Annotated in this window: 17 protein-coding genes; 12 read left to right on the top strand and 5 right to left on the bottom strand. The window is 67.9% G+C overall.

All coding sequences use genetic code 11. From position 1 onward, the window contains the following. The first annotated feature begins 26 nt into the window (after positions 1-26). On the top strand, positions 27-362 hold the full coding sequence (locus DTQ71_RS11320) for a DUF952 domain-containing protein (RefSeq protein ID WP_109564402.1): 336 nt from the start codon (positions 27-29) through the stop codon (positions 360-362). Beyond that, entirely contained in the window at positions 359-1,399 is a 1,041-nt protein-coding gene (locus DTQ71_RS11315) for a quinone-dependent dihydroorotate dehydrogenase (protein WP_109564401.1), read from the top strand. The genes DTQ71_RS11320 and DTQ71_RS11315 overlap by 4 nt, the downstream gene beginning before the upstream one ends. 43 nt (positions 1,400-1,442) lie before the next feature. On the opposite strand, the gene DTQ71_RS11310 is transcribed toward DTQ71_RS11315, so the two are convergent. The 3 genes from DTQ71_RS11310 to DTQ71_RS11300 are packed head-to-tail and all read right to left on the bottom strand — an operon-like array spanning position 1,443 to position 3,717. Then, positions 1,443-2,783: an MATE family efflux transporter gene (locus DTQ71_RS11310; RefSeq protein WP_109564400.1), complete on the bottom strand. Its 1,341-nt coding sequence runs from the start codon at positions 2,781-2,783 to the stop codon at positions 1,443-1,445. Continuing rightward, a complete protein-coding gene (locus DTQ71_RS11305; RefSeq protein WP_109564399.1) occupies positions 2,780-3,283 on the bottom strand; it encodes a PaaI family thioesterase in 504 nt (167 codons plus the stop codon). Before DTQ71_RS11305 ends, DTQ71_RS11310 begins: the two co-directional genes overlap by 4 nt. Then, entirely contained in the window at positions 3,280-3,717 is a 438-nt protein-coding gene (locus tag DTQ71_RS11300) for a PaaI family thioesterase (RefSeq protein ID WP_109564398.1), read from the bottom strand. Before DTQ71_RS11300 ends, DTQ71_RS11305 begins: the two co-directional genes overlap by 4 nt. A gap of 111 nt (positions 3,718-3,828) precedes the next feature. On the opposite strand from DTQ71_RS11300, the gene DTQ71_RS11295 reads away from it, so the two are divergent. The 10 genes from DTQ71_RS11295 to DTQ71_RS11250 all read left to right on the top strand — a co-directional run bounded on the left by DTQ71_RS11295 (position 3,829) and on the right by DTQ71_RS11250 (position 12,686). Then, positions 3,829-4,227, top strand: a complete 399-nt coding sequence (locus DTQ71_RS11295; RefSeq protein WP_109564510.1) for a MerR family transcriptional regulator — start codon at positions 3,829-3,831, stop codon at positions 4,225-4,227. Positions 4,228-4,431: 204 nt separating this feature from the next. Beyond that, positions 4,432-4,827 carry a MerR family transcriptional regulator gene (locus DTQ71_RS11290; protein ID WP_109564397.1) on the top strand — a complete coding sequence of 132 codons (396 nt, stop codon included), beginning with the start codon at positions 4,432-4,434 and terminating at the stop codon, positions 4,825-4,827. Positions 4,828-4,877: 50 nt separating this feature from the next. Then, positions 4,878-6,650 carry an acyl-CoA dehydrogenase gene (locus tag DTQ71_RS11285; protein ID WP_109564396.1) on the top strand — a complete coding sequence of 591 codons (1,773 nt, stop codon included), beginning with the start codon at positions 4,878-4,880 and terminating at the stop codon, positions 6,648-6,650. Between the two features lie 62 nt (positions 6,651-6,712). Then, complete coding sequence (locus DTQ71_RS11280; RefSeq protein ID WP_109564395.1) at positions 6,713-6,925, top strand: hypothetical protein; 213 nt, start codon at positions 6,713-6,715, stop codon at positions 6,923-6,925. Positions 6,926-7,179: 254 nt separating this feature from the next. Further along, positions 7,180-7,824, top strand: coding sequence for a glutathione S-transferase family protein (locus DTQ71_RS11275; protein WP_109564394.1), 645 nt, complete (start codon positions 7,180-7,182; stop codon positions 7,822-7,824). After that, positions 7,821-9,032 (top strand): acetyl-CoA C-acetyltransferase, encoded by a 1,212-nt coding sequence (locus tag DTQ71_RS11270; protein WP_109564393.1) that lies wholly within the window; start codon positions 7,821-7,823, stop codon positions 9,030-9,032. Before DTQ71_RS11275 ends, DTQ71_RS11270 begins: the two co-directional genes overlap by 4 nt. After that, positions 9,032-9,514, top strand: coding sequence for a hypothetical protein (locus DTQ71_RS11265; protein WP_109564392.1), 483 nt, complete (start codon positions 9,032-9,034; stop codon positions 9,512-9,514). The genes DTQ71_RS11270 and DTQ71_RS11265 overlap by 1 nt, the downstream gene beginning before the upstream one ends. Further along, the gene (locus tag DTQ71_RS11260; protein ID WP_109564391.1) at positions 9,511-9,957 is read left to right on the top strand and encodes a hypothetical protein; all 447 of its coding nucleotides are present in this window, start codon (positions 9,511-9,513) and stop codon (positions 9,955-9,957) included. The genes DTQ71_RS11265 and DTQ71_RS11260 overlap by 4 nt, the downstream gene beginning before the upstream one ends. A 28-nt stretch (positions 9,958-9,985) precedes the next feature. Continuing rightward, positions 9,986-12,178, top strand: coding sequence for a 3-hydroxyacyl-CoA dehydrogenase NAD-binding domain-containing protein (locus DTQ71_RS11255; RefSeq protein WP_109564390.1), 2,193 nt, complete (start codon positions 9,986-9,988; stop codon positions 12,176-12,178). A 151-nt stretch (positions 12,179-12,329) separates the two neighbouring features. Next, positions 12,330-12,686 (top strand): hypothetical protein, encoded by a 357-nt coding sequence (locus DTQ71_RS11250; protein ID WP_109564389.1) that lies wholly within the window; start codon positions 12,330-12,332, stop codon positions 12,684-12,686. 14 nt (positions 12,687-12,700) lie between these two features. Here DTQ71_RS11250 and DTQ71_RS11245 read toward each other — a convergent pair whose 3' ends face one another. Together DTQ71_RS11245 and DTQ71_RS11240 are read right to left on the bottom strand one after the other, a co-directional pair. Beyond that, complete coding sequence (locus DTQ71_RS11245; protein ID WP_109564388.1) at positions 12,701-13,351, bottom strand: sulfotransferase family protein; 651 nt, start codon at positions 13,349-13,351, stop codon at positions 12,701-12,703. Beyond that, positions 13,348-14,229, bottom strand: a complete 882-nt coding sequence (locus DTQ71_RS11240; protein WP_109564387.1) for a DMT family transporter — start codon at positions 14,227-14,229, stop codon at positions 13,348-13,350. Before DTQ71_RS11240 ends, DTQ71_RS11245 begins: the two co-directional genes overlap by 4 nt. Between the last annotated feature and the right edge of the window lie 9 nt (positions 14,230-14,238).

Raw genomic sequence — 14,238 nt, 5'->3', positions numbered from 1 at the left:
GGCACCGGCGCGGCAGAGCCCAAAGCATGATCTACAAGATATTCAGAACGCCCGAATGGGAATCGCTCACGGCGGACGAGACGACGCTGGGCGCGCCCGTGGACCTCGCGGACGGGTTCATCCACTTCTCCACCGCGGCTCAGGCGCCGGAAACGGCAGCAAAGCATTTCGCCGGGGTGGAGGGCCTGTGGCTCATCGCCTGCGAGGAGGCCGCCCTGGGCAGCAGCCTGAAATGGGAGCCGTCCCGCGGAGGCGCCGACTTCCCCCATCTCTACGCGCCGCTGCGTCTCGATCAGGTTGCCTGGGCACAGCCCCTGCCGCTGATCGACGGCACCCACCGCTTCCCCGCCGGCCTCGCATGATCGAGCGCCTGGGCCTCGCCGCGCTGCGCCGGCTCGACCCGGAGCGGGCGCATGCGCTGGCGCTGACCGCGCTGAACGCCGGGCTTGGGCCAAAGGGCGGACCTCTCACCTCGCCCCGCCTCGCCTGCGAGGTCGCGGGGCTCAAGCTGCCCAATCCGATCGGCCTCGCGGCGGGGTTCGACAAGAACGCCACGGCGCTCGCCCCCCTGTCGCGCACCGCCTTCGGCTTCCTGGAGGTCGGCGCCGCAACCCCGCGCCCCCAGCCCGGCAATCCCCGCCCGCGCCTCTTCCGCCTGACCGAGGACCGCGCCGCGATCAACCGCTTCGGCTTCAACAATGACGGGGCCGAGGCCATCGCCACCCGCCTCGCCAAGCGCCCCAAGGGCGCCGTGATCGGGCTGAACCTCGGCGCGAACAAGGACAGCGCCGACCGCGCGGCGGATTTCGCGCAGGTCCTCAAGACCTGCGGCGCGCATGTGGATTTCGCCACCGTCAACGTCTCCAGCCCCAACACCGAACGCCTGCGCGACCTCCAAGGGCCCCAAGCACTCACGGCGCTCCTGGCCGGGGTTCTCGCCGCTCGCGACGCCCTGCCCCGGCGCATCCCCATCCTGCTCAAGATCGCGCCCGACCTGACCGAGGCGGAACTGGCAGACATCGCCCGCGCCGCCGCTCCCGTCGATGCGATCATCGCCACCAACACGACGCTCGACCGCGCCGGGCTGACCTCCCCCCATCGCGACGAAGCGGGCGGCCTGTCCGGTCAGCCGCTCTTCGAGAAGTCGACCCGCGTCCTGGCCCGCCTCTCGACCCTCACGGACAAACCGCTGATCGGCGTCGGCGGCATCGGCACCCCGGCCCAGGCCTATGCGAAGATCCGCGCCGGGGCCTCGGCCGTTCAGCTCTACACGGCGCTCGTCTACGAGGGTCCCAGCCTCGCCGCCCGCCTCGCCACCGGCCTCGACCGCCTCCTGGCCCGGGACGGCTTCGCCAATGTGGCCGAGGCCGTCGGCACCGACCGCGACCGCTGGCTCTGACGCCCGTATGCCCTGCCCGAAGCCCCCGCCCCTTCTTCCCTGATCAAATATCCCGGGGGGCCCGGGGGGCTGGCCCCCCGGCCTCCGCCGCCGCCTCCAACGCCGGGTAGCGCAGCCCCAGCGTCGCCGCCCGCGCCAGGAACGATATGGTCAGCGCCGCCCAAAGCCCGTGATTGCCCAGCCAGGGCACCAGCACCAGCGCGGCGCCGACATAGACCGCAAAGCTCACCGCCATCATGTTGCGCATGTCCCTCGTGCGGGTCGCCCCGATGAAGATGCCGTCCAGCATGAAGGACCAGACGCCCACCAGCGGCCCCAGCACCGCCCAAGGGAGGAAGGCCGCCGCCGCCGCCCGCACCTCCGGGTCGGTGGCCAGCGTCTCGATCAGAGCCACCCCGCCCAGCGCGTAGCCCGCCGCCAGCCCCGCGGCCATCCCCGCGCCCCATATCCCTGTCACCACGACCGCCCGGCGCAGCCGCGCCCGCGCCCGCGCGCCGAAGGCCTGGCCCACCAGCGCCTCTGCGGCAAAGGCGAACCCGTCCAGCGCATAGGCCATGATGTAAATGAACTGCAGCAGCACCTGGTTGGCCGCCAGCGTCGCCGTGCCGAACCGCGCGCCGACGAAGACGAAGGACAGGAATGTCGCCTGGAGCAGGACCGACCGGATCAGGATGTCCCCGTTCACCGCCATCATCCGCTTCAGCCGGACGGCGTCGAAGACCCGCGCCGGATCCCGCCAAGCCGGCACGCGCAAGGCCCCACGGCAGAGCCACAGGCCCAGCCCCGCGCCGACCCATTCTGACGCGAAGGTCGCCCAGGCCACGCCGGTCACGCCCCAGCCCAGGCCGAGCCCCAGCCACAGGCTCAGGGCCATGTTGCCGCCATTCATCACCAGTTGCAGGGCCAGCACCGCGCCGGTCCGCTCCGCCGCGATCAGCCATCCGGTGATGCCGTAGACGGCGATGGCGGCGGGGGCCGACCAGATGCGGATGCTCATGTAATCCCGCGCCGACGCCTCGACGGCGGGCGTCGCCGGCGACAGCGCGAAGGCCCCGGCGAAGAGGGCTGATTGCAGCCCGATGAGCCCCGCCCCCGCCACGCCCGCGATCAGCAGCGCGCGCGACAGGAGCGCCACCGTCTCCGCCTCGTCCCCCGCGCCGATGGCCTGGGCCGTCATCCCCGTGGTGCCCATCCGCAGAAAGCCGAAGATCCAGTAGATCGAGGTCAGCGCGATGGCGCCGATGCCCACGGCGGCGATGGGCACCGCCTCCCCCATCTGACCCACGACGCCGGTATCGACCGCGCCCAGCAGCGGGATGGTCGCGTTCGACAGAACGACCGGAATGGCGATCCGCAGGACCCGCCGGTGAGAGACCTCGCTCACGCGTCGCGCCGGGGCATCAGGAAATGGCCGGTGCCTTGCGCGAAGAGCCGCGCGCGGTTGTCCTGCCACGCCTCGACATGGACCGAGGCATAGCGCCGCCCCGACCGGTTGAGCCGCGCCCGCCCATAGGCGTCCCGCGGCAGGCCGGAGCGCAGGTAGTCCACCGAGAAGTCGATGGTCTTGGGCAGGCGGGGCAGCGTCTCGGGGCTGAGCGTCTCGACATCCAGCCGACCCGACTCCAGATCGTCCCAGATCATCGCCCAGCTCAGCGTGACGATGGCCGTCACCTCTAGAAAGGCCGCCGTGACGCCGCCATGGAGCGCCGGCAGGACCGGGTTGCCGATCAGCTTCTGGTCGAAACTCAGCACCCCGGTCAGCTCATCGCCGCGCCGGTCGAAGGTAATGCCCAGGAAGCGCGCATAAGGCACGCCGCCCACCAGAGCGGCCAAGGCGCCGTCGCGCCGCTGCTTGACGACCTGGATCGGCTCGGGGCGCTTCATGTCCGGTCCCCCCGGTCGATGGTAAAGGCGCCGTTGGCCACCGCCACCGGGCCGTCCCCGCTCTCGTCGAAGGCCTCGGCCCGTACGAAGGCGACCGAGCGGGTGACGTGGTGGCAATGGGCGCGGGCCGTGATCCGCTCCCGCGGGGTGGCGGCGCGCATGTAGTCGATCCGCAGATCCATGGTCGCGGTGGAGACCGCGGCCTCCGGATGGCACAGCACCGCCGCGCCCCCGGAAGTGTCCATCAGCGCCGAGATCGCACCGCCATGTATGACCCCCGTCCGCGGATCGCCCACCAGCTCTTCGGCCCAGGGCATAGACAGCACCGCCATGCCGTCCGCCGCCTCGTCGACCCGCATCGACAGGGCCCGGCAATGCGGAAGCGCGGAGATGAATTGCAGGGCGAGGCGGTTGCGGTCGGCGGCATCGGTCATGGCACGTTCCTGACCGAGCGCGCCCCGACCGGCAAGCCCCCGCCGACCGGCGCCGCACCGTGGACATGGGAACGCCCCTATGACACCGTCCGCCGGGGGAGGGAGGCCGAGATGACCGAACGGCTCGACATGAAGCAGATGTGCGCGCGGTTTGACGTCACCCCGCGGACGCTGCGGCACTATGAATACATCGAGCTTCTCTTTCCGGAACGCGACGGCCGCGCGCGCTTCTATGGCCCGCGGGAGATTGCCCGCATGACCCTCATCCTCCGAGGGCGGAAATTCGGCTTCTCCCTGGAGGAAATCCGCCAATGGCTGGAGCTTTACGACTCCGACCCCGAGGGTCGGACGCAGAAACTGCGCTGGATCGAACTGGCCGAGAGCCAGCTGGAGGAGTTGACCCTGCGCCGCCGCCATTTGGACGACGCCATCCAGGAGCTGTCGGACCTGCGGGACACCGTCTTGATGGATCTGGACCAGAGCGACCGGTCAACCGGGTCGGACGACTGACCGCAGGCCCCCCGACGACGCGGCGCTTCGGCACGCAAGGACTTTGCCCGCCCCCCCGGTCCCTAGACCGGAAGTTACGTCAGCTTTCAGGTGACGTAACGTCTCGATTACGTCAACGTAAAGAAGTCTTGTAAGACGGTGTTGCGGTCCGCAAATGCCCCTACGACAAGGGGCAATGTGAACCGCGACAGGAAGACGACCGAGATGGCCGAGACGTTGATGACGATCCGACAGATGTGCGACGAGTTCGAGGTGACGCCGCGCACCCTCCGCTTTTACGAGGCGAAGGAACTTCTGTTTCCCAAGCGAGAGGGGCAGAAGCGCCTCTTCACCCGCCGCGACCGGGCCCGCCTGAAACTGATCCTGCGCGGCAAGCGCTTCGGCTTTTCGCTGGAGGAAATCCGCCAGCTTCTCGACCTTTACGATCTGGGCGACGGTCAGATGACCCAACTCGCCCGCAGCTACGAAATCGGCCGTCAGCGCCTGGCCGGCATGGTCGCCCAGCGCGACGAGCTTAACGCGGCGATCGCGGACCTGGAGGAGCAGCTGCGCTGGGGCGAGAAGATGCTCGCGCAGATGCAGCAACGCAAGGCCGGCTAAGCCCAACCCAACGACACGCCCCCCGCGTTCGGGACCCGAGGAGGACTTCGATGCCCAGCTATACCGCCCCCGCAAAGGACATGCAGTTCGTCCTGCATGACCTGCTGGAGATCAGCACCCAGGACGTGCCGGGCTATTCCGACATGGATGCCGAGTTCACCGGGGCGATCATCGACACGCTTGGGCAGTTGGCGACCGAAGTCATCCACCCTCTCAACATGGTGGGCGACCGGCAAGGCTGCACCCTGGAAAACGGCGTCGTGCGCACGCCCGATGGTTTCAAGGACGCCTTCGACCAGCTGCGCGACGGCGGCTGGACCGCGCTCGACGCCCCCGAAGAGTTCGGCGGCCAGGGCCTGCCCTATCTCTCCTACACCATCGCGGGCGAGATCCTGTCGGCCTCCAACATGGCCTTCAACATGTATTACGGCCTGACCCACGGCGCCGCCTCCGCGATCCTGGCCCATGGCACCGAGGCGCAGAAAGCCAAGTGGCTGCCAAAAATGCATAGCTGCGAGTGGACCGGCACCATGAACCTGACGGAGCCCCATGCCGGCACCGATCTGGGCATGATGCGCACCAAGGCCGTCCCGCAGACGGACGGCACTTACAAGATCACCGGGCAGAAGATCTTCATCTCCGCCGGCGATCACGACATGGCTGACAACATCGTCCACCTCGTGCTGGCCAAGATCGAGGGCGCGCCCGAGGGCATCAAGGGCGTCTCGCTTTTCATCGTGCCGAAGATCCTGGTCGACGACGAAGGCAATCTCGGCGCGCGGAACGGCGTCTCGGTCGGCAAGATCGAGGAGAAGATGGGGATCCACGGGAACTCCACCTGCGTGATGAATTACGACGGGGCCACGGGCTATCTGCTGGGGCAGGAGCACAAAGGCATGCGCGCGATGTTCACGATGATGAACGAGGCGCGGCTGGGCGTGGGTCTGCAAGGATACGCCCAGTCCGAGATCGCGTATCAGAACGCGCTGGCCTATGCGCTCGACCGACTGCAAGGCCGCGACGTCACCGGCGTCAAGAACCCCGACGGCCCCGCCGACCCGCTGATCGTGCACCCGGACATCCGCCGAAACCTGATGGACCAGAAGTCCTTCGTGGAGGGCGCCCGCGCGTTCACTTTCTGGGGCGCAACGATGATCGACCGCGCCCACAGGCTGGAAGACAAGGACGCCGACGGCCTCATCTCTCTGCTCACCCCGGTCATCAAAGGGTTCCTGACCGACAAGGGCTTCGAATACGCGACCGCCGCGCAGCAGGTTTATGGCGGCCACGGCTATATCGAGGAGTGGGGCATGTCGCAATTCGCGCGCGATGCGCGGATCGCCATGATCTACGAGGGCGCGAACGGCGTGCAGGCGCTGGACCTCGTCGGCCGCAAGCTGGCGCAGGACGGCGGCAAGCACGTCATGGCCTTCTTCGAGATGGTCAAGACCTTCTGCAAGGAAAACGACGGCGACGAGATGAAGGGCTTCGTCGCGCCGCTCAAGGCCGCGTCCAAGGATCTCCAGGCCGCGGGCATGTATTTCATGCAAAACGGCATGAAGAATCCGAACGCGGCGCTGGCGGGAAGCTACGACTTCATGCACATGATGGGGCATGTCTGCCTGGGACTGATGTGGGCGCGGATGGCCAAGGCCGCGATGGAGGGGCTGAAGAAGGACGGCGCCGACCGCGACTTCCTCGAGGCCAAGATCGCCACGGGCCGCTACTACATGGCGCGCCAGCTTCCGGCGACGGCGATGCATCTCGGGCGCATCCAGACCGGCCCCGAGACGATCATGGGCCTGGAGGCGACCGCGTTCTGAAGCGAAGGCGGGGACATCCCCGCCCTACGGAAGGAGACCGGATGGCGCACCCTGCTCCACGGATGACACGTCCGTCACGGGCGCGGATCACAGAACCGGGCCATCGCCGGCTGCGGACCTTCGCGGCCGAGACCGGGTTGAGCGAGGACGAGGCGCTGACCTTCCTGCTGGAGAACCTGGACCGGATCGCGGAGCCGACCGCCCTGGCGCGGCGCCTTCGAGAGTTCCGGGCCGCGCGGGCAGAGAGGCCGGATGCCTCCGGCGGGGATATTTGAGCAGGGAAGAAGACCCGGAGGCGGGACGCCCGGCGAAGCCGCCCCCGGATCGGAGAAAGCTGCGCCTTCTCCCCTGACGGTCATCGGCGTCCCCGCCTGTACCGCAAGACAAGGGATGAAGCGGAAAGGTTGCGTTAAGATTAACGGGCCGCTCCTTTCTTCCCTGCATAAATATCCTCGGGGGGGGCCGGGGGGTGGAAAGCCCCCCGGTCCCGTCCTCACCACCGGCCCTGACCTTTGGGAGGAGGCGCGCCATGTCCATCAAGCTCCACTGCTTCGGAGAGTCCGGAAACAGCTACAAGGCCGCGCTCGCGCTCGAGCTGTCGGGCCTCGACTGGGAGCCGGTCTTCGTCGATTTCTTCGGCGGCCAGGCCCGCACTCCGGAATGGCGTACCGAAAACGTGATGGGCGAGGCCCCGGTGCTGGTCGATGGCGAGTTCCGGCTCAGCCAGTCCGGGGCGATCCAGCAATGGATCACCGACCGCACGGGCAAGTTCGGCGGCGCCGAAGGGGAGCGCTATGACGTGCTGCGCTGGGTGCTGTGGGACAATCACAAGCTGAGCTCCCAAATCGGCATGACCCGCTTCCTGATGAACTTCCTCCCTGCCGAAAAGCGCCCGCAGGAGGTGATCGCCTTCTCTCAAGGCCGCCTCAAGGCCGCGTACGACACTCTCAACCGCCATCTGGAGCGCCGCGACTGGATCGTGGGCGATGGCGTGACCAATGCCGACCTCTCCTGCTGCGGCTATCTGTACTATCCCGAGCCCTTCGGCTTCGACCGTGCCGACTGGCCGCATATCGACGCCTGGCTGGACCGCATCGCCGCCCTGCCCGGCTGGAAACATCCCTACGATCTCATGCCCGGACGTCCGTCCGACCGCGAAGGAGTCCCGAAATGACCGACGCCTATATCTACGACGCCATCCGCACCCCGCGCGGTAAGGGGCGCAAGGACGGGAGCTTGCACGAAGTCACCGCCGCCCGCCTCTCCGCACAGGTGCTCGACACGCTCAAGGACCGGAACGGGTTCGAGGGCCACGCGGTCGAGGACGTGATCTGGGGCAACGCTACGCAGGTCGGCGAACAGGGCGGCTGCCTCGCGCGGACCGCCGTTCTGGCGTCCACGCTCGACGAGCGAATCCCGGGGCTGTCGATCAACCGTTTCTGCGCCAGCGGCATGGAGGCGGTGAACCTCGCCGCCAATCAAATCCGGGGCGGCGCGGGTGCGGGCTATATCGCAGGCGGCGTGGAGTGCATGAGCCGGGTGCCCATGGGCTCGGACGGGGCGGCGGTGGCGGTCGACCCCTCGATCGCGATGGACAGCTATTTCGTGCCGCAGGGGATCTCGGCCGACATCATCGCCACCGAATACGGCTTCAGCCGCGACGACGCCGATGCCTTCGCCGTCGAGAGCCAGAAGCGCGCCGCCGCCGCCTGGGAGGACGGGCGCTTCGCCAAGTCGGTCTTCACCGTGCGCGACATCAACGGGTTGCCGATCCTGGACCGTGACGAATACATGCGGCCCGGCACCGACATGCAGTCGCTGGGCGCACTCAACCCCGCCTTCGAGGCGATGGGCACCACCATGCCCGGCTTCGACAAGGTCGCGCTGATGAAATACCCGCATCTGGCGGCGATCAACCACGTCCACACCGCCGGCAATTCCTCCGGCATCGTGGACGGCGCGGCGGGTCTGCTGCTGGGCTCCAAGGCGTTCGGGGAGAAATGGGGCCTCAAGCCCCGCGCGCGCATCAAGGCCACCGCCAAGATCGGCACCGATCCGACCATCATGCTGACCGGTCCGGTACCCGTGACCGAAAAGATCCTCGCCGATAGCGGCATGGCCATCGGCGATATCGATCTCTTCGAGGTGAACGAGGCGTTCTCTTCGGTGGTGCTGCGCTTCATGCAGGCCTTCGACGTCGACCACGGTAAGCTCAACGTCAATGGCGGCGCCATCGCCATGGGGCACCCGCTAGGTGCTTCGGGCGCGATCATCATCGGCACGCTGCTCGACGAGATGGAGCGCGCCGATAAGGGAGTGGGTCTCGCCACGCTTTGCGTCGCCTCCGGCATGGGCGCCGCGACCATCATCGAGCGAGTGTGATGACGGACGCCGTCGCCATCTACCAGAATTATCTCGACACCGTCTGCGACCTGCTCTGGCGCGGACAGTACGAGGAGATCTGCGAGCACATGGTCTTTCCCAACGCGATCATCATGCTCGACGCGATGGCCGAGGACATCAGCCGCGAGCAGATGCTGGAGAACCTGAAGTCCTTGCATGACAGCCTTCTGCGGCAGGGCGCGCAGAGCTTCTACCGGCTGTGCCAGACGGCGCAGGTGGACCCGCTCGACCCCAGCCGAATCCTTGGCACCCACCGCTCCTATGTCCTGCGCGGCGGGACCTACGTGGTGCCGCCCTATGACAACCGGTTGCTGCTGGTGCAGACGGAGGGGCGCTGGCGGGCCGCGAAACTCCAGACGCTTGCGCGCAATTCCACGATTGCGGGTCTGTCGCCAGCGGGCCGATGGAAGGTCCCCGTGGACGGGGGAAACCCATCGCATTTCGAAGGAACGAAGAAGTGACTGACGATCCCGTTGCCCTTTACCAGGCGCATCTCGACCGCGCCTCCGAGGCGGTCTGGTCCCGCGACTGGGACACGCTGACGGGCTTGATGAGCTATCCCCACAAAGTCCTCTATGGGGACAAGGCCCAATCCATCGAGACGCCGGACGCATTCCGCCGTCACGCCTTCGCCGTGCGCGACCAACTCGATAAGGTCGGTGCGACAGCCTATCTCCGCGTCTGCCAGAGCGCGTCCTTCGACATCGACGACACCGACCGCATTCTGGGCACCCACACCACCTTCGTGCTGCGCGGCGGCGGCTATATCGTGCCGCCCTATACCGGCCGCCTGTGTCTGACGCGGCAGGGCGGCAAATGGCTCGGCGTCGGGATCTGGACCGCGGTGAACCCCGCGAAGATCCCGCCCGATACCACAGCAGCCGGCCTCACCTCAGCGAAATGACGCCCCTTGCCAGGCAGGACACTCAGATATGACCGATTTCACCCTCTCCACCGATGCCGACGGCATCGCGACGATCACCTGGGACGTGAAGGGCAAGTCCATGAACGTGCTCAGCCTCGAAGGCTGGGACGAGCTGGACGATTGCCTGACCCGCGCGCTGGCCGATGACGCCGTCCGCGGCATCGTCATCACCTCCGGCAAGCCAGACAGCTTCGCCGGCGGCATGGACCTCAACGTCATCGCCAAGATGAAGGCCAGCGCCGGCGAGAACCCGGCCCAGGGCCTGATGGACGGGCTGATGCGGTCACATGGCATCCTGCGCAAGATCGAGCGGGCGGGGATGGACCCCAAGACGCTCAAGGGCGGCAAGCCGATCGCCTGCGTGCTGCCCGGCACCGCGCTGGGCATCGGGCTGGAGATCCCGCTGGCCTGCCATCGCATCTTCGCCGCCGACAACCCCAAGGCCAAGATCGGCCTGCCCGAGATCCTGGTCGGCATCTTCCCCGGCATGGGCGGCACGACCCGGCTGGTGCGCAAGCTGGGCGCGATGGGGGCCTCCCCCTTCCTGCTGGAAGGCAAGCTGAGCGACCCGAAGAAGGCCAAGGCCGCGGGCCTGATCGACGAGGTCAGCGCCGACCCGATGGCCGATGCCCGCGCCTGGGTGCTGTCGGCCAAGGACGCGGATCTGGTGAAGCCCTGGGACGCGAAGGGCTACAAGATGCCCGGCGGCGCGCCCTATCACCCGGCGGGCTTCATGACCTTCGTGGGCGCTTCGGCCATGGTCAACGGCAAGACCCAAGGCGTCTATCCAGCGGCCAAGGCGCTGCTGTCGGCCGTCTACGAGGGCGCGCTGGTCCCGTTCGACACGGCGCTCAAGATCGAGGCGCGCTGGTTCACCCATGTCCTGATGAACCCGACCTCCGAGGCGATGATCAGGTCGCTCTTCATCAATAAGGAGGCTCTGGAGAAGGGGGCGAACCGGCCCCAGGTCGACGACCAGACGGTGCGCAAGCTCGGCGTGATCGGCGCAGGCATGATGGGTGCGGGCATCGCCTATGTCTCGGCCAATGCCGGCATCGAGGTCGTGCTCATCGACCGCGAGCAGGCCGCCGCCGACAAGGGCAAGTCCTATAGCGAGGGGCTGCTCGACAAGGGCATCAAGCGCAGGAAGGTCACCGAGGAGAAGAAAGCCGAGGTGCTGGGCCGGATCGCGGCGACCACCGACCTGGAGGCGCTGAAGGGCTGCGACCTGGTGGTCGAGGCCGTCTTCGAGGACGTCGCCGTCAAGGCCGAGATGACGCGGAAGGTCGAAGCCGTGGTCGGGCCCGACTGCATCTTCGCGACAAACACCTCCACCCTGCCGATCACCGAGCTGGCCAAGGCCAGCGCGCGGCCCGGTCAGTTCATCGGCATCCACTTCTTCTCGCCGGTCGACAAGATGCTGCTGGTCGAGATCATCAAGGGCCAGGAGACCGGCGACCGCGCGGTGGCCAAGGCGCTCGACTACGTGCGCCAGATCCGCAAGACGCCCATCGTCGTCAACGACGCCCGCTTCTTCTACGCCAACCGCTGCATCATCCCCTATATCAACGAGGGGATCCGCATGGTCGGCGAGGGGGTGAACCCCGCGCTGATCGAGAACGCGGCGAAGCTGCTGGGCTTCCCGCTGGGGCCGCTGCAACTGGTGGACGAGACCTCGATCGACCTGGGCGTCAAAATCGCCAAGGCGACGAAGGCCGCGATGGGCGACGCCTATCCGGACGGCGCGGTGGACGAGGTGCTCTTTGCCTTCGCCGAGGCGGGGCGTCTTGGCCGCAAGGCCAATGCGGGCTTCTATGACTATGATGCGAGCGGCAAGCGTCAGGGGCTCTGGGGCGAACTCGGGCGCCACTACCCTTTGGTGGAGGACCAGCCCGACCTGCACGAGGTGCAGAACCGGCTGATGTTCGCGCAAGTGCTGGAAGCCGTGCGTGCGCTGGAAGACGGCGTGCTGACGGATATCCGCGAAGGCGATGTCGGCGCGATCCTGGGCTGGGGCTTCGCGCCCTGGTCCGGCGGCCCCTTCTCCTGGCTCGACATGGTCGGCGCCGATTGGGCGGTCGAGACGACCGGCGCGCTGGCCGCCAAGCACGGGCCCCGCTTCGCCACGCCGGCCCTGCTGACGCAAATGGCCGAGGCCGGCACCCGCTTCTACGACGGCAGCCAGGCCGCGGCCGCCTGACCCCTGCCCCACGGGCCGCGCCCTCCGCGGCGTGGCCCGAACGCACCGCTTTTCGAAACGGTCACCCGATTTTTCCGGCATCGTTTCATCTTTCAGCCCCATTCGACGGGCAGCCTGACCGGGCAGCCCCCCAGAGGAATGGGATCGGGAAATGAAACTTCTAGCCCTGGCCGCGCTTGCGGCCGCCACCCTCTCCACCGCCGCGCAGGCGGACTTCGCCCGGATCACCTCGGAAGAGATGTTCCGGGCCAACATCGCGGATCGAACCCTTGTCGACGAGTTCGGCGGCACGCGCCTTTTCGGCGGAAATGGCGGGCTGGGCGGCCGCCAGGACAGCTCGGTCATCACCGGCGGCTGGATCTGGCACGAGGGCGCGCTCTGCCACCGCACCCGGATCGACGGGATCGAGGTAGAGCAGGATTGCGCCCTGCTCTGGATGCGCGGCAACACGGTGGTCATGCAGACCAAGCGGGGCCGCTCGACCGAGACGGTCTGGAAGGTCCACTAGGGCGAAGAGAGCCGTCAGGCTCGATGAGCCTGCTCGAACCGGTAGCCGAAGGCCGCGATATCGGCGGCGCAGATCTCCGAGACCCGCACGCGCGTCTCCGCGTCGTAATAGCCGCGCCAATCCGCAGCCCGCGCGGAGCGATTGGCCACAGGCATCTCGATCCGAAACCCAAGCAAGCTCTCGAAGGAGGGCAGGTCTTCCGCCAGATGCTCCAACCGGATGAAGATCGGGTCGCAACCACCTCGTACATATGAGGAATAGGGATTGCGGCGCAGCATCTCCCCCAACTCCCGATCCCGCAGGAAGCCGGCGAAATCCGTGGCCTTCGCCAAGGCGACCGCCGGGTGGTCGAAGCTCTGGACCCGCAGCCAATGGTAGTAGCTCACCATCCGGTCCCACGGGTTGCGCACCAGAGTGACCGGGCGGAGCCGGGCCAGCTCGGCCTCGGGTAGCAGGCCGCGAATATCGCGCAGTTTCGAATGCTTCCACAGCCGCCCGGCCACTCGCACGCCCTTAAGGCGCCCGCGCCGCCGCCGGGCCTTGGGCGTGTCGCCGATGAGGATGTCGTCGGCCCGCGCCCGGTCCTCCAGCGCCAGCGCCATCGACGTGCCGCCGGTCTTTGGGATATGCACGAAGACATAGCCGCGCCCGGGTGAGACGATCATGCCGCCGCCCGCTCCCCCCGGATCGCGACGACGCCGCCCCCCGCCGCGATCAGCGCCAGGCCCAGCAGGCCCAGCGGCCCCATCGTCTCGGACCAGACCAGCCAGCCGAACAGCGCCGAGAACCCCAGCACCGAATATTCGAAGAGCGACGCCACCGAAGCCTCGGCCAGCTGATAGCCTCGGGTCAGCAACAGCACCGCCACCAGCGAGCCCAGCGCCTGCATCACGATCACGCCCGAGACGGTCGCGTCCGGCATCACCCAGCCGCGGGTGAGGTAGTCGTCCCCGCCCCCCATTACCAGCACGCCGCCCAGCCCCCAGAGCCCCATCGCGGTGAACACGCCAAGGCTCATCTCCACCGTCCCCTCGGCCCCGCACCACGCCCGGGTGGCCAGCGCGCCGATGCCGTAGAACAGCCCCGCGAGGACCGGCGCCAATGCCAGCGGCGACAGGTTCGACGGGTCCGGCGACAGCACCAGGACCACCCCGAGAAAGCCCACCAGCGCCGCCGTCACCCGCACCGGCCCGATGCTCTGCCCGAAGGCCGTCGCCATGAACAGGATCCAGAGCGGCGCGGTGAACAGCCCTGCCGCCACCTGCGCCACGGGCAAGAAGCCCAGCGCCGCGAAGTAGATCATCATCGCCACCGAGACCGCCGCCGAGCGCCCCGCCAGCCCCCGCCAGCTCACCACCTTCAGTCGCCGGCCGACGGCCAGCGCCCAGCCCAGGACGATCGCCCACATCAGCAGGCTGCGCAGCAAGTGAAATGTCCACAGGCTCGACTGTTCGGCCACAAGGCGGATGTATTGATCGATCAGGCCGACGATTGCCATCGCCGTCAGGATGCAGGCGGCGGCGCGCAAAGGTTTGTCGGTCATCGGCCTTGT

It is taken from the genome of Jannaschia seohaensis, assembly GCF_900116765.1.
Classification (GTDB): Bacteria; Pseudomonadota; Alphaproteobacteria; order Rhodobacterales; family Rhodobacteraceae; genus Jannaschia; species Jannaschia seohaensis.
This window is presented reverse-complemented; position numbering and strand designations above follow the sequence as displayed.